This window comes from Nocardia sp. NPDC004860, from assembly GCF_040609015.1.
Lineage (GTDB): Bacteria > Actinomycetota > Actinomycetes > Mycobacteriales > Mycobacteriaceae > Nocardia.
The window spans coordinates 104,360-125,473 of sequence record NZ_JBEXJI010000010.1 but is presented as its reverse complement, the minus strand read 5'-3'; the positions used below and the strand labels follow the sequence as shown (position 1 = coordinate 125,473).

Below are 21,114 nucleotides of genomic sequence, written 5' to 3'. Positions count from 1 at the left end.
TGGGGCCCAAGTTCGTGGTGTCCTGACCCAACCTGCTGACAGTCCGTCGGCACGAGTCGTCGACGACGTTGATCGGGTCGGCGGTCATGAAGATCTCAAGGGTGCAGTCGCGTTGATTGCCATCTGAATCTCCCTCTAATTGTGAGCAACTCTGTGGTCAGGCCAAAAAGCCATGTCACCATCGTTGTTTTCCACCCACCCACCCCACATCCGTAGCCGACTACTCGACTCTCCGGCCTGAGTTGTGGAGGCGCAGCGGCGGTCTGCAACACGCCCTGTCATGCGAATACCACGCTGACCGAACCCGCAAGCGGCTCGGCACGCATACCGAGCAGTTGTTCGGAGCCTTGTCCATCCCGATGTAGCCGAGCAGCCGGAGACGACCGACGTCGGCTTGGCAAGGTCCGCCCACGATCTTCGCCATATCTACGCGGATCGCCTCGTCCGTGCAGGTGCCGCTACAGCCGGTTCAGAAGCTCCCCGGATATGCGTCCATCCGCACAACACAGCGGTACGCGAGCCTCGCGGACAGCCAGTGGGAAATCGCGGTGCCAGCGATCGGACATGCATGGACTCAAAAACCTATGTCTGGACACTTGTCTGCAACATGTTTTGCTACATCCGGGCTGCCTACTGCTACATGTCGGCTGGCGAGAAGGTGCCACCACAGAGACCGCAGTAGAGTCCAAGCGTGGGATCGCTGCCGCCGGTCGATCCGCACCCCACGGTGAGAACCACGTCAGGTACGTCGGGGTAATGGGATCGGATTGCGGCCCAAGCGTTCTCCAGGGCGGCAGTCGGAGAATCGTCCTTGTGCGCGGAGGGGCGGTGCGGCTATCGTGCCGTGGGCGCCCGGGAATCCCAATACCGTTCGGGCATACAGGACCATGCCTGCCGCCGGAGCTTGGACAGCAGCATCCTATGCCGGGCAGGCCGATGGATTCCGCTAGATTGGCGTCGACGACCGAAATACCTACCGACAGCGGGGTTTCCGCGCGCTCGGACAGAACGTGGATCTTCGAGCCGGATTTGCCACGGTCCAAGGGAGACTATGCCTGGGGCCCGTTTCGAGGCCCACGCCATTGTGGACCGTCCATCGGCGTCGTTGCCGGACGGCGGGGTGTCGAGCACCCACACCTGAAACGGGCAGTCGGGAAGGACTGGATCGGCGTGCAATTCTGATCGGTCCGTCGCTTGCTCGCCGTGGCCGCGGTGGTCCGTGCACCCTGAGGTACTTTCGGTCACTGTCCGGCGAACAATCGTTCACATGGCAGGCGCGGCAGCAGCCGGCGGTCATCTGTGGCATCACACATCAATTCGATTGTGCACCAATGCTGGTGCCTCCAATCGTTGATCAAGTTGCGTACCGCTGCTGCGGTGGCCGTGTAGTCGAAGATCGAACCAGCCAGCCAAATCCGCACGTGGACATCGCTTTTAGGTGGAAACCATCCTTCGGCGGTCATAGCCGATCGCCTTCCTCAGGCATTACCGTGTCCACCTTTCCGGACGAGGCACAGTTCGTTGTGCCAGGCGAACGAGTCCCGGAGCGGGCCGGGCCAAAACGGACTCGGTATCTGCACTGGCGGAATCAGCGGGCGTGCTGACTAGATCCTCAGCGTCGGTTTGCTGAAAGCCCTTGGTTCTTCAGCTGCGCCGCGTCGAACCACATGGTGGTGGTTGGTTGACAGCCCGATGTGCACGCGGCAATGGGAGCAGGGTTTCAAAATCAGGTCCATCGCGACGGTCGACACTGCGGTTGCGGCGGAATGAGTTTGGTCCAGAAGTCATGGCGTACTGCGTCCCATAACTTGTTCATTTCTGGAAGGAGTTCTCGTACTTGTGCGAGATCCGGAAAGTCCTCGGGGCCGAAGGATACGATCGGAGTAGCACCGGACACCTCGTGGACGGCGACGATAGAGATCAGGTGATCCTGAAACAGCCGCCATGTCGCACGTAATCCTTCGACTTCGGTTCGCCGCATATCATCCATGTTTTGCTTCCAACTCGTCGATTTTGTTCCAGAGCGTTTTCGACCATTGCCAATATGAACCTCCTGCTGATTCTGATTTCACGAATACTATCGGCCGGGTCGAGTCCCGGCATAAACGAGAAAAAGGCAAACATGCCCCTATATTCGCAACTCATAGGCATACCGGGATCGAGCGAAGTCTGCGATTGGAACTACCTGATGGCGCTCGCCACCGCTGGCGCCACCGTGCTGCGGGCCGGAACGGCGGCCGTTGATCGTCTGGAGTAATTCCGCACCGCTCGACCACACTCCGATCACCTGCGGTATGTGTGGGCAACCAACGCCGAACGCAGGTGCCACAGCCCGCCCGCCTGGGTGGGATCGAACCCTGTGAGCTGACCGATCCGCTTGAGCCGGTAGTCCACGGTGTTGGCGTGTACGTGCAGTAGCCGCGCGGTGCGCTGGCGGTTCAGGTCGTGCGCGATATGGACCTGCAGGGTCTCCAGCAGTTCCGGATACTCGTCCAGTGGATCGAGCAGCGACCCGAGATGTTCGCGGGCGGGGCCGGGGCGGGTGAGCTGGTATTCCAGCGCTAGATCGTCGAAGTGATACAGGCCCGGCGCCGACCCCAGCCGGGTGACCATGTCCAGCAGTTCGTGGGCTTGATCTGCCGCGGTGGGCACAGCGTCGGTAGAGGCGGTGATCTCGGTGGCGGTGATGTGCACGCGGGCCGCCCGCGACAGCTGCCCGATCAGTTCCTTCAGAGTGCCCTTGGTGATGTGATCGGCGGGTAAGAGCAACGTGCCGCCGTCGATCGACAGCAGCGACAGCACGGTGTCGTCGCAGCGCGTGGCCAGTTCCGCCTGCACACGCCGGAGTTTGCGGCGGGCAACGACTTTCGCGTCCAGCATCGGGTTGGACTCGTCCGGGTGAGCTGGAATGGCCAGGGCTATCACGCGATAGCGGTCGGAGATGTCGATGCCACACTCGCGGGCCATAGTAGAGGTGGGGTGCCCCCCGAGCAGCGCCGAGGTGAGCGTGTGCACCGCGGTGTGGTGCTCCGACACGACTGCGCGCAGTTCGCGCACATAGGCCGCCGAGACCGCCGTGGTCATGGTGTCGAGCATTTCGACGACAAGTTTGGCGCCGTCGAGGATGCTTTGGTAGTCGGCCGTGCTGAGGGTGAGCATCGGCTCGGTGTCAGCTGAGCCGGAGGCACGCTGCTCGGCCAATGCGGTGGATACCACCAGGTCGAAGCCGATCTTGAAGCCCTCGTGGATAGCGTGGTGAATGGTGCCGATGGGCACGCCTTCGCGAGCCCATTGTGCCGCAGCGTTCTGGAGCTGCCCGGTCTTCTCCGGAATGTTGCTACCGTCCAGCATGCTGACTGCCAGTTCCAAGCACACGCGGGTGATGACGGTGATGTCGCCATGGATCGCGTCACCAGGCAGGGTGCCGCAGGGGGCGACGGTTTCGACGAAATGCCCGACCATCTGCCGCGACAAGGCCCGCACGTCCTTCAATGGCAACGACATGGGCCGGCCGGATACAGTGAGTCCTTGCCGTCGGGCGAAGGTGACAGACATGGTCGAACTTCCTTCCATCCCCCGTTAACTGCACTATTGCACCAGCGTAACCAGCACAGGATTCGAGAGAACGGTTTACTCCGGGTAACGTGATATTTCGGTAAGAGCGGTTAGCAAGGGATAGTGATAGTTCACAATCGTTCGGCTGAACCGCGACCGAATGGCAACCGGCGACATCGACGGCATGGATCCACATCTCTCACGTACGCATCCACTTCGTCTCGGCAGCAGGTACGGTGTGACCTGCACCGTGCGGAGCTGGTCGACCAAACGATCAATGTAAGGTTTGTTTCCCTAATCAACGTCCAGCTGGTCTGCCGCTTTGCATCTCGCTATCGATAGGTCGATTGAGGCAGCCCGAATGTCATGCGTCAGTCCATCAAGGAATGGCGCCCGCATGGCGGGCTGAAGCCTCCGGAAGCGCTGCCCAAGAAACGGGGGGCGCTCAATCCCGTTTAAAACAAATATATTTCACATATCTTCGGCCCGTGAACACCGAGAACCCCACGGTCCGGCCCGGACTGACAGCCCGCGCACCATTCATGAACGTCAAGGCGCTGTCCCGCAAAGGACTCAGCACTACCGCCGTAGCGGCCGCCGCAGCAGCCGCGCTCATTACGGGAGCAGCCCCCGCATCGGCCGACATCGTCTCCGTCCAGGCGTTTACCCGCACCGACAGCGGGTTCCAGGGGGCATACATCGGTGTGGAAGCGACGACCTCGACTCCGGTGACGATTGTGGTCAACGGAGTCACGCTGGGGGCAGCCCATTTGCGCTGAAACCAACCAACGGCGCCAATGGCGTCAATTACGTCGTCACCGTCGAACTCAGCCTGGCAGCCGGCGACCAGCACATCGTCGCCTCGCAGAAGAATGCCGATGGCACGACCAGCCAGCAGTCCACCGACTTCAGGTCCAACGGCACCACCGGAAGCTCCGTCATCCCGAACCCGATCGAAACGATCCTGAACGGCTTTCAGACCGGCAGCACCGGCGGCCACGTCGTGGTGTTCGGCATGCAGTAGCTAGGTGATGGACTCGCGAACGACGAACCCCGGCCATCCCGCAACCCCCGCGCCGAAGACGAGTACGAGCTGTAAGAACCGTACTGCCGAGGAGTTCGGGACACGCCGACGATCCGCAGTCCCGTTCAGCCCCAACGGGATCCGCACGTCAGCACTGACCACGACTCCGAACAACGACACCGGTGTGACGCCATGCCGTCCGAGATTGCTGGAGCGGCTGCGTTTGGCGTCGAAACCTCTACGGCGGCGATATCGTTTGCAAACGCACTGTCATGGCGCCCCTTTGGTCAAGACGTCGATGTGGGTGCGGAGCTAGGTTGTTTGGTAGGTCCGGGATGTGGCTTGTCCGAAGGATCGGTGTGCGGGTTCGAGCCGGTCGCGCTGGAGTCAGTAGTTGTTCCCAATTGCCCTCCCGGGCCTGCTGATTCGCTTCTGTCTTGGTCAGCGACCGTGCAGGCGAAGACGGCGTTCGACAACCGCCGCTTCAACGCCCGCAATGCTTCCATCGAGGTCTTGCCGGCCAGGCGTTTGCGGTCCTGGTGAGCATGCCCGGCATCGGGGTGCCGGGTCGCCTCGTCCGCGCAGGGGTGCCGCTGCAGCAGGTTCAGAAGCTCCTCGAGCATGCGTCAATCCGCACAACACAGCGGTACGCGAGCCTCGCGGACAGCCAGTGGGAAAACGCCCGGGGCATCCTCGGCTGAGCCGAGAGCCCCACGATTACCCCACGCATTCGATCATGGAGGGCAGCCAGCAGGTCGATTGACCTGCACAAACAGAGTGGGCGCAGAGGGGATCGAACCCCCGACCGCTGGTGTGTAAAACCAGTGCTCTACCGCTGAGCTATACGCCCCAACTGCCCGGGCGGGGCCCGGGGTCGGATCGGTGCGCCGGATGTGGATGTCCGGGCAACGGGTTATGAATCTAGTGTGGCGAGGGCTTTTTCCCAAGCGTGCTGGTCACGGGGCTCGCCGGGGCCGTTCATCTCGGCGAAGCGGACGATGCCGTCCTTGTCGACGACGAAGGTGCCGCGGTTGGGGTAGCCGGATTTTTCGTTGAAGACGCCGTAGGTCTGGGCTACGGCGCCGTGCGGCCAGAAGTCGGAGAGGAGGGGGAAGGTGTAGCCCTGTTCGGCTGCCCAGATCTTGTGGGTGGGCGGGGGGCCCACGGAGATGGCGAGGATCTCGGCGTTGTCGTTCTGGAACTTGGGGAGTTCGTCCCGGACCTTGCAGAGTTCGCCCTGGCAGATACCGGTGAAGGCCAGGGGGTAGAAGACGATCAGGACGTTCTTCTCGCCGCGGAAGCTCGACAGCGTGACTTCCTGATTGTTCTGGTCCTTCAGCGTGAAGTCCGGTGCGACCGAACCGACCTCGAGCGGCATACCTTCCCCTCCATCCTCATGTCCTGAGCGCAGCACCGAGCGACGCGGCGTGGAGACACGCGGAATCCACCGTTGTCACTCGGCTTACCTGAAACCTTAGTGGAGGCCTCAGCGCTGCTTGGAAGGTGTCTTGGGCTGGGTGAGTTTGGTGCCCGTCCAGGTGCCCAGGGAGACCGGGGTGGTCGCGGTGAGGCCGGCGGGGGTCGCCGACTCGCCGATTTCGCTCGGATCGACATGGCCGGGTTGACCGGTCTTGGGGGTGAGCACCCAGACGACGCCGTCGTCGGCGAGCGGGGTGATCACGTTGAGCAGCTCGTCCACCAGGTCACCGTCACCCTCACGCCACCACAGCAGCACGACGTCGACCACCTCGTCGGTGTCTTCGTCGAGCAGCTCGGAACCGGTGGCTTCCTCGATCTCGGCGCGAAGCGCGTCGTCGGTATCTTCGTCCCAGCCCAGTTCCTGAACCACCATGTCGTGTGAAATGCCAAGCTTCTGAGCGTAGTTCTGCGCGTCCGCCGCGGCGACCACGGTGGTGTCCTCCTCAACTCCCGACAATAGGTAGTTGCAAGCGAACATGGTAAAAGCCCCCAGCGCAAGCCGATCGGCCGAAATCGCACCCTAAATGTCGTATGTGAGACCGTTGAGATCCATTGGACAGCCCGGTTTCACACCGTGTGAACGGTCCGATTCACTTGGCCGGGCAGGCGTTCCGGACCGCGGTCAGAGCATCGTTGACCTTGCGACTCGCGTCGTTGAGCGGCGCCACCGACGAGCTGGTCGTCATCTTCCGCACCTCCGCGGCCAGCGACCGCGCCGCGCTCACATAGTCGGTGAACTTCTGCCCCAGATCCGCCTGCAGGTCGGCGCCCGACGCACCCACCTGAGTCTCGACCGTCTTCGCGGCGTCCTCGAGCGCGGACGCCGCCGTGTCGCGTTTGGCGATCTGGTCGGCCGCGCTCCCGTCGTGCGCGTCGACGAATTCGTTGTAGCGATCGACAGCGGTCCCGGTGATCTTGCGGAACGGATCGCAGTTGTCGGCGGTCGCCTTGGCGGTCGCCGCGGCCGCCTTCGAGGAGGCGGCGGCCGCCGAGGACGACGCGGCCGCGGCCTTGTACGACGTCACCTCAACCTGATTCGCCGTCGGAGTACCCTCGACCGTGTTCGCGCACCCGGCCAGTACCAATCCCCCCGCCACCGCCGCGGACGCGCACACCAGTCCGAACCCCCGAGGGTTCAGCAGCTTCACTTGGTTCCTCCCCGATCCAGCCCGGCGGTGTTGGATGGCGTCGCGAGCGGCGCGATTCCCTGCGCAACCGTACTGGATTTCCGGCTGACATGATGACCTGGGCCGCATCATCGGCAAGGATGTGAGATGCGCCCCAGACCAATCGTTACGGGTATGCCGCCCACCAGCGGATATCCGGGGTATTGACGCCACACCAGATGTCCCACCCCATGTGTACGAGGAGCAAACGTCTTGACCGACTTGATGCACCCGACTTCGTCGAATTCCACCAATGGATCGACACGCAAATCCCCGGCGGGAGGCCGGGTTCGAGTGATTCGCGAGGGGGTGGCGTCATACCTGCCGGACATCGACCCGGAGGAGACCAGTGAATGGCTCGACTCCTTCGACGAAATGCTCACCCGCGAGGGCCCCGGCCGCGCCCGCTACCTCATGCTGCGCCTGCTCGAACGCGCCGGTGAGCGCCATGTCGCCATCCCCGCACTGACCTCCACCGACTACGTCAACACCATCCCCACCGAGAACGAGCCGTGGTTCCCCGGCGACGAGGAGGTGGAGCGCCGCTTCCGCGCCTACATCCGCTGGAACGCCGCGGTCATGGTGCACCGCGCCCAGCGGCCGGGAATCGGTGTGGGCGGCCACATTTCGACCTACGCGTCCTCGGCGGCGCTCTACGAGGTCGGTTTCAACCACTTCTTCCGCGGCAAGGACCACGCGGGCGGCGGCGACCAGGTGTTCATCCAGGGCCACGCCTCCCCCGGCATCTATGCCCGCGCCTTCCTCGAGGGCCGCCTCACCACGGACCAGATGGACGGCTTCCGCCAGGAGTACAGCCACGGCGGTCCGGGCCACGGCCTGTCGTCCTATCCGCACCCGCGCCTGATGCCGGACTTCTGGGAATTCCCCACGGTGTCAATGGGTCTGGGCCCGATGAACGCCATCTACCAGGCCCGCTTCAACCACTACCTGCACGACCGCGGCCTCAAGGACACCTCGGATCAGCACGTCTGGGCGTTCCTCGGCGACGGCGAGATGGACGAGCCGGAGTCGCGCGGCCTGATCCAGGTGGCGGCCAACGAGGGCCTGGACAACCTGACCTTCGTCATCAACTGCAACCTGCAGCGCCTCGACGGCCCGGTTCGCGGTAACGGCAAGATCATTCAGGAGCTGGAGTCGTTCTTCCGCGGCGCCGGCTGGAACGTCATCAAGGTGGTCTGGGGCCGGGAGTGGGACGCCCTGCTGCAGGCCGACCGCGACGGCGCGCTCGTGAACCTGATGAACAGCACGCCCGACGGCGACTACCAGACCTACAAGGCCAATGACGGCGCCTACGTGCGCGAGCACTTCTTCGGCCGCGACCCGCGCACCAAGGAACTGGTCAAGGGCCTGTCGGACGCCGAGGTCTGGAACCTCAAGCGCGGAGGCCACGACTACCGCAAGATCTACGCCGCCTACGCCGCGGCCATGGCGCACAAGGGTCAGCCGACGGTCATCCTGGCCAAGACCATCAAGGGCTACGGCCTGGGCAAGCACTTCGAGGCCCGCAATGCCACGCACCAGATGAAGAAGATGACCCTCGACGATCTGAAGGCGTTCCGCGACGTGCAGCGCATTCCGATCACCGACGCCGAGCTCGAGGCCAACCCGTACCTGCCGCCGTACTACCACCCCGGCCAGGACGCGCCCGAGATCCAGTACATGATGGATCGCCGCAAGCAGCTGGGCGGCTTCGTCCCCGAGCGCCGCACGCTGGCAAAGCCGCTGCAACTGCCCGGAGACGAGGCCTACCGTTCGGTCCGCAAGGGTTCGGGCAAGCAGTCGGTGGCCACCACCATGGCCTTCGTGCGCCTGATGAAAGAGCTGTTGCGCGACAAGGAGATCGGCAAGCGCATCGTCCCGATCATCCCCGACGAGGCCCGCACCTTCGGTATGGACTCGTGGTTCCCCTCGTTGAAGATCTACAACCGCAACGGCCAGTTGTACACATCGGTCGACGCGGATTTGATGCTTGCCTACAAAGAGTCGAGCATCGGCCAAATCCTGCACGAGGGCATCAACGAGGCCGGTTCCACCGCGAGCTTCACCGCGGTCGGCACCTCCTACGCCACCCACGGCGAGCCGATGATCCCGCTCTACATCTTCTATTCGATGTTCGGCTTCCAGCGCACCGGTGACGGCCTGTGGGCGGCGGCGGATCAGATGGCGCGCGGTTTCGTGCTCGGAGCTACCGCCGGGCGAACCACGCTCACCGGTGAGGGCCTGCAGCACAACGACGGTCACTCGCTGTTGCTGGCGTCCACCAATCCGGCCTGTGTCGCCTACGATCCGGCCTTCTCCTTCGAGATCGCCCACATCGTGCGCGACGGCATGCGCCGCATGTACGGCGGCGGCGCGGTCGAGGGCTATCAGGAGGCGCTGCCCGGCACCGACCCCGAATCGCGTTCGGTGCACCACGAATTCGGCGGCGAGGACATCTTCTACTACATCACCCTCTACAACGAGCCCTACGTCCAGCCGGCCGAGCCGGAGAACCTGGACGTGGCGGGCCTGCTCAAGGGCATCTACCTGTACCGGCCCGGCGGTGCCGGCGACCTGCGCGCCAACATCCTGGTCGCGGGCGTCACCATGCCCGACGGCATGCGCGCACAGGAGATGCTGGCCCAGGAGTGGGGTGTGCGGGCCGATGTCTACTCGGTGACCTCGTGGGGTGAGCTGCGCAAGGAGGCCCTCGCGAAGGAGATCGCCAAACTCCGTCACCCCGACCAGGATCCGGGCCTGCCCTACATCACCGAGGTGCTGTCCAAGGCGCAGGGCCCGGTCGTCGCCGCCTCCGACTGGATGCGCGCGGTGCCCGACCAGATCCGCCAGTGGGTGCCGACCGAATACATCACCCTCGGTACGGATGGTTTCGGTTTCTCCGACACCCGCCCGGCCGCGCGCCGCGTCTTCAACGTGGATGCCGCGTCCATCGTGGTCGCCGCGCTGCAGGGTCTCGCAGCTCAGGGCCGGATTTCACCCGCCACGGTGGCCGAGGCGGCACGCCGCTACGCCATCGACGACGTGAACGCCGCGCCCAAGGCGGCACCCGGTACCGAAGGCGGCGACGCATAGCCGAACATAAATACCGTGGAACGTAAACCGCCGAGGCCGCGCCGGATCAACGAAGAGGGCACCTCCTCCCACGAGGTCTATCTCCCGACCGGCGCGCTCTCCCCGAATCGGCAGACGCGCGACCCGCTTCCGGACACCCTCCTGAAACGGGTCAAGCAGTTCTCCGGTCGCCTGTCCACCGAGGCCGTGGCCTCGATGCAGGATCGGTTGCCGTTCTTCGCCAATCTGGACGCCGCCCAGCGGGCCGGCGTCCAGATGCTGGTGCAGACGGCGGTGGTGAACTTCCTGGAGTGGCTGCAGGACCCGGAGTCGGATATCCGCTTCAGTCTCGATGCCTTCCAAGTGATTCCGGACGATCTGGCGCGGCGGCTGACGCTGCGCCAGACCGTCGACATGGTCCGGGTGGCCATGGAGTTCTTCGAGCAGTGGCTGCCGGCCCTGGCGCGCAACGACCGTCAGCTGGTGGCGCTCACCGAGGCGGTGCTGCGGTACGGGCGGGAGCTCGGCTTCGCCGCCGCCTCGGTGTACGCCTCGGCCGCGGAGTCGCGCGGCGCGTGGGACACCCGATTGGAGGCCCTGGTCGTCGATGCCGTGGTGCGCGGCGACACCGGCCCCGAGATGCTCTCCCGTGCGGCCACTCTCAATTGGGACGCGACCGCCCCGGCGACGGTTCTTGTGGGCACCCCGCCCAAGGATCAGGTCGCTGTTGTCAGTTCCGTACATAGTGTGGCCGGCCGGCACGGCCGCAACGCGCTCGCCGTGGTGCAGGGTTCGCGGCTGGTGATGGTAGTCAGTGGACATCTTGGCGACCCGATGTATCCGTCGCAGTTCCTGGCGGATCTGCTCGCCGAGGCCTTCTCCGAGGGCCCGGTGGTGATCGGCCCGACCATGCGGGCACTGTCCGCCGCGCACGTCAGCTCGGTGGAGGCGATGGCCGGCATGGAGGCCGTGGTGGGCTGGCGGGGTGCGCCACGCCCGGTGCACGCCTCCGAACTCCTGCCCGAACGCGCCCTGCTCGGCGACCGCGCGGCCATAGACGCCCTGAACGAGCACCTCGTGCTACCGTTGGCCGCCGCCAGCGCCGATCTATCGGACACGCTGGACGCCTATCTGGATTGCGGTGGAGCCGTCGAGACCTGCGCCCGCCAGCTGTTCGTTCATCCAAATACGGTGCGCTATCGACTCAAGCGAATCGCCGACATCACGGGCCGGGATCCGATGAACCCGCGTGATGCCTATGTGTTACGTATCGCGGCCACAGTAGGTCGGCTGACACGAACCCGTAACGAATCACCCACTCCTGCCACCGATATGACTCCCGTCACAGATCCTAAGGATGGGGTGTAACGAGATTCAGGCATCGCGCGATCCGGACAGCCCACGTGGTCTTTTGTGGACTCCTCACAAAACTGCCAAGCAAGCTTCATTCGCGCCGACATCTCGTGAGAGCGGCCTCACAGTGTTTTCTTGAGTCGTGATCGCATTGCTCGCCCCTGGACAGGGCTCTCAGACTCCCGGCATGCTCACCCCTTGGCTCGAACTTCCCGGCGCTGCGGACCGCATCGCGCTGTGGTCGAAGGCCTCGGGGCTGGACCTGCTGCGGCTGGGCACGACTGCGACCGCCGATGAAATCGTCGACACGGCCGTCACCCAGCCGCTCGTCGTCGCGGCTGCCCTCATGGCTTTCGCGGAAATCCCGCAGGATTCGCTTCCCGCGGATACAGTCGTCGCCGGACACTCGGTCGGCGAATTCGCCGCCGCTGCCGTCGCCGGAGTCATCTCCGCCGATGACGCGGTGGTCCTGGCCGCCATCCGCGGAGCGGAAATGGCCAAAGCTTGCGCACTCGAGCCGACCGGTATGTCCGCGGTGCTCGGTGGTGACGAAGCGGAGGTACTCGCTCGTCTCGATGATCTCGGTCTGATTCCGGCCAATCGCAATGCGGTGGGTCAGATCGTGGCCGCGGGTAAGCTCGAGGCGCTCGAAGCCCTTGCCGCGAACCCGCCCGAAAAGGCCCGCGTCCGTGCACTTCCGGTCGCCGGCGCCTTCCACACCGCGTTCATGGCTCCCGCCCAGGACGCGGTCGCGGAGGCCATCGCCAAGATCGCGCCCAGCGCGCCGGTCCGGACCCTGCTGTCGAACTTCGACGGGCAGCCGGTCAGCTCCGGCCAGGACGCGGTCGACAAGCTCGCTGCCCAGGTCACGCGCCCCGTGCGCTGGGATCTGTGCACTGAAACGATCCGTGCGGCAGGGGTTTCCGCGGTGGCAGAGTTGCCGCCGGCGGGCACCCTGGTCGGCATCGCCAAGCGGGAGCTCAAGGGCACCCCGAATCTGGCGCTGAAGACACCCGCGGACCTCCCCGCGCTCGCCGAACTCACCGCGGCAAGCTAGCTTGGCTCGCGGCCCGCTCCTATCAACGGCGATGGAGCAACCGGGTCGCAAACAATTGAAGAATCCACCCTCTACAGGAAATAAGAAGGGAGCCACCACAGTGGCCGCTCTGACCCAGGAACAGATCGTCGAAGAGCTCGGGAAGATCATCGAAGAGGTGACCGGTATCGAGCCCTCCGAGGTGACCATCGAGAAGTCCTTCGTCGACGACCTGGACATCGACTCGCTGTCGATGGTCGAGATCGCCGTCCAGACCGAGGACAAGTACGGCGTCAAGATCCCCGACGAGGACCTGGCGAGCCTGAAGACCGTTGGCGACGCGGTGGCGTACATCCAGAAGCTCGAGGCCGAGAACTCCGACGCGGCCGCTGAGCTGAAGGCCAAGTTCGGCGCCGAGGGCGAGTAGGAACCGACACCGTGACCACTCCTTCCACCTTGAACGGGAACTTTCCCAACGTCGTCGTAACGAGCATGGCGGCGACCACGTCGATCGCCGGTGACGTCGATGCGACGTGGAAGGGCCTCCTCAATGGCGAGAGCGGCATCGACACTCTCGAGGACGACTTCATTGCGGAGTACGACCTTCCAGTTCGAATCGGCGGCCACCTGAAGGTGTCGCCGGACACGCTGCTCGATCGGGTCGAGATCCGTCGCATGGCGTACGTCGAGCGACTGGCGACCGTGCTCGGTCGCGAGGTGTGGAAGAACGCCGGCTCTCCCGAGGTCGACCCGCTGCGGCTCGCCGTGGCCATCGGCACCGGTCTCGGCGGCGGCGACGCGCTGATCGATTCGGTGGACAAGCTGAAGAACGGCGGCTATCGCAAGATCTCGCCGCTCGCTGTTCAGATGGTCATGCCGAACGGCCCGTCCGCCGTGGTCGGACTCGAGCTCAAGGCCCGGGCGGGAGTGGTCACTCCGGTCTCGGCATGCTCGTCGGGTTCGGAGGCCATCGCCAACGCATGGCGAATGATCGTCATGGGCGACGCCGACATGGTCGTCACCGGCGGCGTCGAGGGCTTCATCGACTCGGTGCCGATCGCCGCGTTCTCCATGATGCGGGCCATGTCGACCCGCAACGACGATCCGAAGGCGGCCTCGCGCCCCTTCGACAAGGATCGCGACGGCTTCGTCTTCGGCGAAGCGGGCGCGCTCATGGTCATCGAGACCGAGGAGCACGCCAAGGCTCGTGGCGCCACCATCCACGCCCGGCTCATGGGCGCGGGTATCACCTCCGACGGGTTCCACCTGGTGGCCCCCGATCCGGAGGGCAGTGGTGCGGCTCGCGCCATGCAGCGCGCGATGCAGACCGCCGGGTTGTCCCCCCAGGACATCACCCACATCAACGCCCACGCGACTGCCACCCCCGTCGGTGACACCGCGGAGGCCAACGCGATTCACAAGGCCGGCGTCAAGCATGCCTCGGTCTACGCACCCAAGTCGGCCCTGGGCCACTCGATCGGTGCCGTCGGCGCCCTCGAGTCGGTACTCACGGTGCTCAGCATCCGGGACGGCATCGTCCCCCCGACGCTGAACCTCGAGAACCAGGATCCGGCGATCGACCTGGATGTCGTGCATGGCGCGGCGCGCCAGCAGGACATCCAGTACGCGATCAACAACTCCTTCGGTTTCGGTGGGCACAATGTCGCGCTCGCCTTCGGCCGGTACTGACACGGATTCATCCCGGTAAACCGGAAATCCGGCTCAGCTTTACCGGTCAGTAAGACAAGCGGTCCCGGCGGGGGTTTTCGGATGGACGATCCCGCACCCGAAAATCCCCCCGGGACTTAGACATTCGCAGCCGCTCTCAGCGACCGCCTTTCCCCCATGAGGAGAGTTTGCGATGACCATAATGGCCCCCGCTCACGCCGACACCGCTACCGATCCCCGTGACCCGCTGGGTCGGTTGCAGCGCTTCTTCGATCCCGGAACCGTTCTCCCGCTCCACCCGCGCGACAAGTCCGGTGTGCTCGCCGCCATCGGTGAGGTCGACGGCGTCCGCACCGTCGCCTACTGCTCCGACGCCACCGTGATGGGCGGCGCCATGGGCGTGGAGGGGTGCAAGCACATCGTCGACGCGATCGACACCGCCATCGATTCCAAGGTTCCCGTTGTGGGCCTGTGGCATTCGGGTGGCGCCCGGCTGGCAGAGGGCGTCGAGGCCCTGCACGCCGTCGGTCTGGTCTTCGAGGCCATGGTCCGCGCGTCCGGCCAGGTCCCCCAGATTTCCGTGGTGCTCGGCTTCGCCGCCGGCGGCGCCGCCTACGGCCCCGCGCTGACCGACATCGTCATCATGGCTCCGGAAGGCCGCGTCTTCGTGACCGGCCCGGACATCGTGAAGACGGTGACCGGTGAGAGCGTGGACATGGCGACCCTCGGTGGCCCGATCACCCACGGCAAGAAGTCCGGCGTCTGCCACATCGTCGCCGACGACGAGTCCGATGCCATGCACCGCGCCCGCCGCCTGGTCTCGATGTTCGCCGAGCAGGGCGAGTTCGATCTGGCCGCGGCCGCACACGGCGACGTCGACCTCAAGGCCATGATGCCGGAGTCGGCCAAGCGCGCCTACGACGTCAAGCCGATCATCCACGAGCTGCTCGACAACGTCGACGGCGAGAGCACCTTCGAGGAGCTGCAGGGCGGCTACGCCCGCTCCATGGTGGTCGGTCTGGGCCGGCTCGGCGGCCGCACCGTCGGTGTGCTGGCCAACAACCCGATCCGCCTGGGTGGCTGCCTCAACTCCGAAAGTGCCGAGAAGGCTTCGCGTTTCGTGCGCCTGTGCAACGCCTTCGGTATCCCGCTGATCGTCGTCACCGACGTGCCGGGCTACCTGCCGGGCGTCTCGCAGGAGTTCGACGGCGTGGTGCGCCGTGGCGCCAAGCTGCTGCACGCCTTCGCCGAGGCCCGTGTCCCCCGCGTCACCCTGGTCACCCGCAAGATCTACGGCGGCGCCTACATCGCGATGAACGCCCGCTCGCTGGGCGCCACCGCCGTGTACGCCTGGCCGGGTTCCGAGGTCGCCGTCATGGGCGCCAAGGCCGCGGTCGGCATCCTGCACAAGAAGGCTCTCGCGGCCGCCCCGGAGGACGAGCGCGAGGCCCTGCTGGAGCGCCTGACCGAGGAGCACGAGCGCATCGCCGGTGGCGTCCAGCGCGCCATCTCGATCGGTGTCGTGGACGAGGTCATCGAGCCCGCCAAGACCCGCTCCACCATCGCCGCCGCCCTGGCCGCCGCCCCGGCGCGGCCGCAGCACAACAAGAACATTCCGCTGTAATCGGTTACACGGCAACGCGATAGCGGGCGGTCTCCTCGGAGACCGCCCGCTTTTCGTTGGCCGGGAACAGGTTTCGCTGTCAGGCGGGGGGAATGTTGGCGTTGTGGTGGAAGACGTTGTCGGGGTCCCAGGCGGACTTGAGGGCGACCAGGCGGGAGTACTTGTCGCCGTAGGATTCCCGGATACGGTGCTCGTCGTGGTCGACGAGGAAGTTGACGTATCCGGCGTCGGAGCGCGCGTGGGGGCGCAGGGCGGCCCAGAAGTCACGGGCCCACTCACGTTCGGCCGGGAAGTCGTCGAGCTCGGTGCTGAGGGCGTTGATGTTGATCGCCCAGCACGGTTGGCGGGAACCGCCGAATGCGGTGTTGGCGTTGGGGATTCCGCAGTAGGCACCGCGGAGCGGGAAGATCGGGACCAGGGAGTCGACGAGGCTGCGGCGCGGGAAGTGGTCGACGAGGGTGGCGAGCACCTCGTCGGTGAGCTCGTCCACGTAGAGCGACTTCTCGTAGGCGAACAGGCCCGGCGGGGAGGATTCGTCGAACATCTGCTGCAGGGCGGTGTACGGGATCGGTGTGACGAGTTCCCAGGCCGGAGTGGGAGCCACGGCTCGCAGGGGTGCGACAACCGCCTCCAATTCCTGTGGCTCCCCGAATCCGATCACGACCACCACGAATCCGGGGCGGCCCTGGTGCTCTTCGGGCACGAAGGGCTCGGGCGGGCCGCTGACCGCCAGGATCGCGGCGCAGTAGCCGGTGGGGAGGGACGCGATCAGATCGCGTCCGGTGGCGAGCCCGGCGACGGCGTCGGCGGGCGTCCAGCAGAGCATGGCCAGTTGCCCGATCGGCGGCAGGTCGTGCAGTGCGAAGGTGAAGGCGGTGACGATGCCGAAGTTTCCGCCGCCGCCGCGCAGCGCCCAGTACAGATCGGGATTCTCGTCCGGAGCGGCGGTCACGACACAGCCGTCGGCGGTGACCACCTCGGCGGAAGCCACACTGTCGCAGGTCAATCCGGCGCGCATGGTGAGCCAGCCCATGCCACCGCCGAGGGTCAGCCCGCCGATGCCGGTGCTGCTGATGAACCCGCCCGTGACCGCGAGCGCGTGCTCGGTGGTGGCGGCGTCGACCTGCGCCCAGGTGCAGCCGCCGCCGCAGCGGGCGAGCTTGGTGACCGGGTCCACCGCGACCGAATCCAGTGCGCGCAGGTCGATCATCATGGCGCCGTCGGCCACCGCGTGCCCCGCGTAATTGTGGCCGCCGCCGCGCACCGTCAGATCCAGGTTGCCCGTGCGTGCTGCCAGCACCGCGGCCGCCACTCCGGCCGGACTGGCCGGCCGGACGATCACCGCCGGCCTGCGATCGAAGCATCCGTTCCAAACCTGCCGCGCCACATCGTATTCCGGCTCTCCAGGGGCGATGACCTCGCCGTCTACGCTCGTCCGCAAGCCTTCTATATCGATCCCGACAATGGTCATGGTCCCGCTCCTCCGATGGTTTCCGCCGCCACGGCGAACCTTGGGCCATGTCCCGTGACGGCACCGGACCATCGGCGCCGCACCGTATCGACAGCCATCGGTGTCCTGCCGCTACCCCGGCGTTACGCACGGGAGACGCCGGGGGTTCATCGCGGATCCCGCGTCAGGACTGGAGGCGGACCTTCTCGGCGGACTCGTTCTGGCTGGCGCATTCCTGATAGGGATTGGGGTTGGCGGGGCGTTCGCCGCAGACCCAGCGGACGGTGCCCACGGTGACGGCGATGTCGCCGGTGGATTGTTTCGCGCGCTGATCGGCGTAGGCGGTGACGACGGAGAGCGCGGTGGGGCAGAAGCCGGCGCCCTTGGCGGTGGAGACCACGACCGCCAGGCCCCAGGGGCCGGCGCCGCACTGCACGGCCTCGTGGCCCGCGGCCGGGAAGGCGGCGGCGGAGCTGGCGGGCTGGGACGAGGGGCCGGAGGCGACGGTGGGGCTGTCGTTGCAGGCGGTGAGGGCGAAGGCCGCCGCCATGGCCAGGGCAGTACCCGCGATCGCTGTGGTCCGCACGAATCCTCCTCGTATCAGCCGACGTCGCGGCGCAGCCAGGTGACTTCCGCGCCCTCGCCGCCGAGGCGGTAGGGCTCGAGGATATCGTCCCAGGCGGTGCCGAGGGCGCGGTCGATCTCCGCGGCGATCTCGGCGGCGGAGCCGCGGCCGTGGGCGCGGACCTCGGCGACGATGGCGCGCAGGCGCATCTCACCGACCATGACGTCGCCGCAGGCGCCGGTGGCGCCGCTCCAGAGGCCGAGGCCGGGGACGAAGCTGAAGCGGGCGCCGTCGACGCCCTCGCTGGGATCCTCGGTGACTTCGAAATACAGCACGGGCCAATCCCGCAACGCTCTGGCTAATTTCGCTCCGGTACCAACCGGGCCGCACCAATCGGTGGTGGCGCGCAGCTGTCCGGGATCGGCCGGCTGCGCGGTCCAGCGCAGTTTCGCGGGGGCCTTGAGAGTGGAGGTGAGAGCCCATTCGACATGCGGGCACAGCGCCGCCGGCGACGAATGGATATAGACGACTCCAGACGTCGCCTCCGCGAACTGACTAGACGCGTGCACCACTGACACCTCCGGCTCGACGAGGGACGTCTTCCCCAACGGCCCCTTCTGAGCTCGGCGTTGCCCGAGTTTACTGGAGTGCCCGGTGTTGCGTGTGTTACTTGATGCCTGTGTCGGCCGCTACGCGAACTCCGCGATGACGGCGTCGCTGAGAGGCGGCCACGCCGCTCGGGCCCAGTCCCCGAAATTTTCGTCCGCCAGCGCGAGACACGCTATGCCGACTTCCGGATCCACCCAGAGAAATGTGCCGGACTGCCCGAAGTGCCCGAAGGTCCGCGGCGAGTTCGCACCACCGGTCCAGTGCGGCGATTTGTGGTCGCGGATTTCGAAACCCAATCCCCAGTCGTTGGGGCGCTGCGACCCGTAACCGGGAAGGACACCATTGCATCCCGGGAATTGCACTGTGCTTGCTTCGGAAACCAATTCGGCACTCACGACAGCAGGTTCCAGCAATTCCTCGGCGAATCGCAAGAGATCTGCGACCGAGGAGCGGCCGGCATGTCCGGCCGAACCGACCAGCGCCGAGGAGTTCATGCCCAGCGGCTCGAAGACGGCCTCGCGCAGGTACTGGTCGAACGGGATACCGGTCTGCGCCGCAACGAAATCCGCGAGCACCTCGAACCCGGCGCTGGAGTAGATCCGCTTCACGCCGGGCCGGGCCAGCACCACGGTGGTGTCGAAGGCCAGGCCGGAGGTATGGGCGAGCAGGTGCCGCACCGTCGATCCCGGCGGCCCGGCGGGCTGGTCCAGCTCGATCGCACCCTCCTCGACGGCCACCAGAACCCCGTATGCCACAAGCGGTTTGGTCACCGAGGCGAGCGGGAAGACGTGCGCGGTGTCACCCTCGGCGTCCACCACACCCTTGCCGCGGACGACGACGCCCGCCGCCGCGTTCCGGACCGGCCACTGTCGAATCTGCTCCAGCGCTCGCACACATCGAGGGTACGAGCCCGTGCCGGACGCGTCCGATCGGGGCTACATCACCAACCGGTTGGTTCGAAAAATGGCTAGGGCGAGACGGTTTCGACCGCCGCCGCCCGGCTCAACGCCGAACGCCGCCGCCCGTAGCCGAAGTACACCACCAGCCCGACCGCCGACCACAGTGTGAACGCCAGCCAGGTCACTCCCGGCAGGTGGATCAGCAGCCATACGCACATGGCCACGCCGATGACCGGTACCAGCGGCACCAGGGTCCGGAACGACCGCGGCAGCTCGGGTTTGGTGCGGCGCAGCACCAGCACGCCGATGTTCACCAGCCCGAAGGACACCAGCGTGCCGATATTGGTGGCGTTCACCAGTTCGCCCAGCGGCACCAGCGCCGACAGCACCGCCACCACGCCGCCCACGATGAGCGTGTTGACCGTCGGCACGCGCTTCTCCCCGACCCGCGACAGCACGGCGGGCATGAGCCCGTCACGGGACATGGAGACCAGGATGCGGGTCTGCCCGTAGAGCACGGTCAGCACCACCGAGGCGATGGCGATGACCGCGCCGCCCGCGAGGATGGTGGCGGGCCAGCCGCGCCCGGTGACCTGTTCCAGCACGGTGGCCAGCGACGCGCCCGAGCTGCTGACGGCGTCCACGCCGACCGCGCCGACGGCGGTCAGCGCCACCAGCACGTAGACCAGCGTCACGATGCCGAGCGAAATGATGATGGCGCGCGGCAGATCTCGCTGCGGATTCTTGGCCTCCTCGCCGGCGGTGGAGGCGGCGTCGAAGCCGATGAAGGAGAAGAACACCATCGAGGCCGCCGCCCCGATGCCAGAGACGCCGGCCGGCGCGAAGGGGTGCAGGTTCGAGGAGTGGAAGGCGGTGACCGCCACGGCCACGAAGAACACCAGCACCGCGATCTTGATCATGGTGGTGACGGTGGTGACCCGCGCGCTTTCCCGGATGCCGCCGAGCAGCACCACGGTGGCCAGCACCACCACGATGGCGGCGGGCAGGTTGATCACCCCGCCGTCGCCCGGCGGCTGTGCCAGTGCGTCCGGAATCCGCCAGCCGATGGTCGATCCCAGGAACTCGTTGAGGTACGCGCCCCAGCCGACCGCGACCGCCGCCACCGACACGCCGTACTCCAGCAGCAGGCACCACCCGCAGATCCAGGCGATGATCTCGCCCAGCGTCGCATAGGTGTACGAGTAGGCCGATCCGGACACCGGCACCGCGCCGGCCAGTTCCGCGTAGGACAGGGCCGAGAACAGCGCGGCCAGCGCGGCGATGACGAAGGAGACGACGACGGCGGGCCCGGCCAGCGGCGCGGCCTCGCCCAGCACCACGAAGATGCCGGTGCCGAGGGTGGCGCCGACCGACAGGGCGATCAGCGAGATCAGGCCCATGCTGCGCCGCAGCGTGGTGTGTTCTCCATCGGAGGTGAGCTGTTCGACGGGCTTGGTCCGCAGCAATGATGCGGTAATCCGAGGGAGTCCGGGCATGTGCGGCCACGCTACCGGGTCGGACCGGTCGAAATGGCATCAGGGTGGCGCGCCCGCCGGGGATCCGCACTGCTCACAGCTATGTACTGGCGTCGCAGTGGTGTTCACCATCGTCACT

General features: G+C 66.1%; 20 protein-coding genes, 1 tRNA gene and 1 pseudogene. 8 read left to right on the top strand and 14 right to left on the bottom strand.

All coding sequences use genetic code 11. The features are described 5' to 3' along the window. Positions 1-938: 938 nt before the first annotated feature. Positions 939-1,049: pseudogene (locus ABZV44_RS20345) on the bottom strand (IS5/IS1182 family transposase); the annotation flags it as partial. A gap of 192 nt (positions 1,050-1,241) precedes the next feature. Next, positions 1,242-1,463, bottom strand: a complete 222-nt coding sequence (locus ABZV44_RS20340; RefSeq protein WP_354838211.1) for a hypothetical protein — start codon at positions 1,461-1,463, stop codon at positions 1,242-1,244. 581 nt (positions 1,464-2,044) lie between these two features. Here ABZV44_RS20340 and ABZV44_RS20335 point away from each other — a divergent pair. Continuing rightward, positions 2,045-2,257, top strand: a complete 213-nt coding sequence (locus ABZV44_RS20335; RefSeq protein WP_354838209.1) for a hypothetical protein — start codon at positions 2,045-2,047, stop codon at positions 2,255-2,257. A 26-nt stretch (positions 2,258-2,283) separates the two neighbouring features. On the opposite strand, the gene ABZV44_RS20330 is transcribed toward ABZV44_RS20335, so the two are convergent. From ABZV44_RS20330 to ABZV44_RS20320, 3 genes are all read right to left on the bottom strand, one after another. Further along, complete coding sequence (locus tag ABZV44_RS20330) at positions 2,284-3,555, bottom strand: helix-turn-helix domain-containing protein (protein WP_354838207.1); 1,272 nt, start codon at positions 3,553-3,555, stop codon at positions 2,284-2,286. A 445-nt stretch (positions 3,556-4,000) separates the two neighbouring features. Then, positions 4,001-4,555 (bottom strand): hypothetical protein, encoded by a 555-nt coding sequence (locus tag ABZV44_RS20325; RefSeq protein WP_354838205.1) that lies wholly within the window; start codon positions 4,553-4,555, stop codon positions 4,001-4,003. A gap of 311 nt (positions 4,556-4,866) precedes the next feature. Further along, positions 4,867-5,202 carry a hypothetical protein gene (locus tag ABZV44_RS20320; protein WP_354838542.1) on the bottom strand — a complete coding sequence of 112 codons (336 nt, stop codon included), beginning with the start codon at positions 5,200-5,202 and terminating at the stop codon, positions 4,867-4,869. Here ABZV44_RS20320 and ABZV44_RS20315 point away from each other — a divergent pair. Next, the gene (locus tag ABZV44_RS20315) at positions 5,140-5,280 is read left to right on the top strand and encodes a tyrosine-type recombinase/integrase (protein WP_354838515.1); all 141 of its coding nucleotides are present in this window, start codon (positions 5,140-5,142) and stop codon (positions 5,278-5,280) included. The genes ABZV44_RS20320 and ABZV44_RS20315 overlap by 63 nt on opposite strands. A gap of 77 nt (positions 5,281-5,357) precedes the next feature. On the opposite strand, the gene ABZV44_RS20310 is transcribed toward ABZV44_RS20315, so the two are convergent. From ABZV44_RS20310 to ABZV44_RS20295, 4 genes are all read right to left on the bottom strand, one after another. After that, positions 5,358-5,429, bottom strand: a tRNA-Val gene (locus tag ABZV44_RS20310). A 63-nt stretch (positions 5,430-5,492) separates the two neighbouring features. Continuing rightward, positions 5,493-5,957, bottom strand: a complete 465-nt coding sequence (locus ABZV44_RS20305) for a peroxiredoxin (protein ID WP_354838203.1) — start codon at positions 5,955-5,957, stop codon at positions 5,493-5,495. A gap of 108 nt (positions 5,958-6,065) precedes the next feature. After that, positions 6,066-6,488 carry a DUF3052 domain-containing protein gene (locus ABZV44_RS20300; RefSeq protein ID WP_354838512.1) on the bottom strand — a complete coding sequence of 141 codons (423 nt, stop codon included), beginning with the start codon at positions 6,486-6,488 and terminating at the stop codon, positions 6,066-6,068. Positions 6,489-6,648: 160 nt separating this feature from the next. After that, positions 6,649-7,206: a hypothetical protein gene (locus ABZV44_RS20295; protein WP_354838201.1), complete on the bottom strand. Its 558-nt coding sequence runs from the start codon at positions 7,204-7,206 to the stop codon at positions 6,649-6,651. A 243-nt stretch (positions 7,207-7,449) separates the two neighbouring features. On the opposite strand from ABZV44_RS20295, the gene aceE reads away from it, so the two are divergent. The 6 genes from aceE (at position 7,450) to ABZV44_RS20265 (ending at position 15,977) form a co-directional block, all read left to right on the top strand. Then, positions 7,450-10,317: a pyruvate dehydrogenase (acetyl-transferring), homodimeric type gene (gene aceE / locus ABZV44_RS20290; protein WP_354838509.1), complete on the top strand. Its 2,868-nt coding sequence runs from the start codon at positions 7,450-7,452 to the stop codon at positions 10,315-10,317. A 15-nt stretch (positions 10,318-10,332) separates the two neighbouring features. After that, complete coding sequence (locus ABZV44_RS20285; RefSeq protein WP_354838199.1) at positions 10,333-11,664, top strand: helix-turn-helix domain-containing protein; 1,332 nt, start codon at positions 10,333-10,335, stop codon at positions 11,662-11,664. Between the two features lie 127 nt (positions 11,665-11,791). Further along, a complete protein-coding gene (locus ABZV44_RS20280) occupies positions 11,792-12,706 on the top strand; it encodes an ACP S-malonyltransferase (RefSeq protein WP_354838197.1) in 915 nt (304 codons plus the stop codon). 100 nt (positions 12,707-12,806) lie between these two features. After that, positions 12,807-13,112, top strand: a complete 306-nt coding sequence (gene acpM / locus ABZV44_RS20275) for a meromycolate extension acyl carrier protein AcpM (RefSeq protein ID WP_033086997.1) — start codon at positions 12,807-12,809, stop codon at positions 13,110-13,112. Positions 13,113-13,123: 11 nt separating this feature from the next. Then, positions 13,124-14,374, top strand: coding sequence for a KasA/KasB family beta-ketoacyl-ACP synthase (locus ABZV44_RS20270; RefSeq protein ID WP_354838194.1), 1,251 nt, complete (start codon positions 13,124-13,126; stop codon positions 14,372-14,374). 172 nt (positions 14,375-14,546) lie between these two features. Continuing rightward, positions 14,547-15,977 (top strand): carboxyl transferase domain-containing protein, encoded by a 1,431-nt coding sequence (locus ABZV44_RS20265; RefSeq protein ID WP_354838192.1) that lies wholly within the window; start codon positions 14,547-14,549, stop codon positions 15,975-15,977. A gap of 79 nt (positions 15,978-16,056) precedes the next feature. Here the strand turns inward: ABZV44_RS20265 and ABZV44_RS20260 are convergent, their stop codons facing one another. From ABZV44_RS20260 to ABZV44_RS20240, 5 genes are all read right to left on the bottom strand, one after another. Further along, positions 16,057-17,448 carry an FAD-binding oxidoreductase gene (locus ABZV44_RS20260; RefSeq protein WP_354838190.1) on the bottom strand — a complete coding sequence of 464 codons (1,392 nt, stop codon included), beginning with the start codon at positions 17,446-17,448 and terminating at the stop codon, positions 16,057-16,059. A gap of 163 nt (positions 17,449-17,611) precedes the next feature. Continuing rightward, positions 17,612-18,013 (bottom strand): hypothetical protein, encoded by a 402-nt coding sequence (locus tag ABZV44_RS20255; RefSeq protein WP_354838188.1) that lies wholly within the window; start codon positions 18,011-18,013, stop codon positions 17,612-17,614. A 14-nt stretch (positions 18,014-18,027) separates the two neighbouring features. Further along, positions 18,028-18,561, bottom strand: a complete 534-nt coding sequence (locus tag ABZV44_RS20250) for a DUF3145 domain-containing protein (protein WP_354838186.1) — start codon at positions 18,559-18,561, stop codon at positions 18,028-18,030. 120 nt (positions 18,562-18,681) lie between these two features. Continuing rightward, positions 18,682-19,494: a serine hydrolase domain-containing protein gene (locus ABZV44_RS20245; protein WP_354838184.1), complete on the bottom strand. Its 813-nt coding sequence runs from the start codon at positions 19,492-19,494 to the stop codon at positions 18,682-18,684. Positions 19,495-19,568: 74 nt separating this feature from the next. Then, complete coding sequence (locus ABZV44_RS20240) at positions 19,569-20,996, bottom strand: amino acid permease (RefSeq protein ID WP_354838182.1); 1,428 nt, start codon at positions 20,994-20,996, stop codon at positions 19,569-19,571. Between the last annotated feature and the right edge of the window lie 118 nt (positions 20,997-21,114).

Bases quoted from the DNA above. Each gene is read 5' to 3' on its own strand.
- ABZV44_RS20340 (WP_354838211.1), bottom strand. From the start codon at position 1,463: ATGACCGCCGAAGGATGGTTTCCACCTAAAAGCGATGTCCACGTGCGG.
- ABZV44_RS20335 (WP_354838209.1), top strand. From the start codon at position 2,045: ATGAACCTCCTGCTGATTCTGATTTCACGAATACTATCGGCCGGGTCG.
- ABZV44_RS20330 (WP_354838207.1), bottom strand. From the start codon at position 3,555: ATGTCTGTCACCTTCGCCCGACGGCAAGGACTCACTGTATCCGGCCGG.
- ABZV44_RS20320 (WP_354838542.1), bottom strand. From the start codon at position 5,202: ATGCTCGAGGAGCTTCTGAACCTGCTGCAGCGGCACCCCTGCGCGGAC.
- ABZV44_RS20305 (WP_354838203.1), bottom strand. From the start codon at position 5,957: ATGCCGCTCGAGGTCGGTTCGGTCGCACCGGACTTCACGCTGAAGGAC.
- aceE (WP_354838509.1), top strand. From the start codon at position 7,450: ATGCACCCGACTTCGTCGAATTCCACCAATGGATCGACACGCAAATCC.
- ABZV44_RS20265 (WP_354838192.1), top strand. From the start codon at position 14,547: ATGACCATAATGGCCCCCGCTCACGCCGACACCGCTACCGATCCCCGT.
- ABZV44_RS20260 (WP_354838190.1), bottom strand. From the start codon at position 17,448: ATGACCATTGTCGGGATCGATATAGAAGGCTTGCGGACGAGCGTAGAC.
- ABZV44_RS20240 (WP_354838182.1), bottom strand. From the start codon at position 20,996: ATGCCCGGACTCCCTCGGATTACCGCATCATTGCTGCGGACCAAGCCC.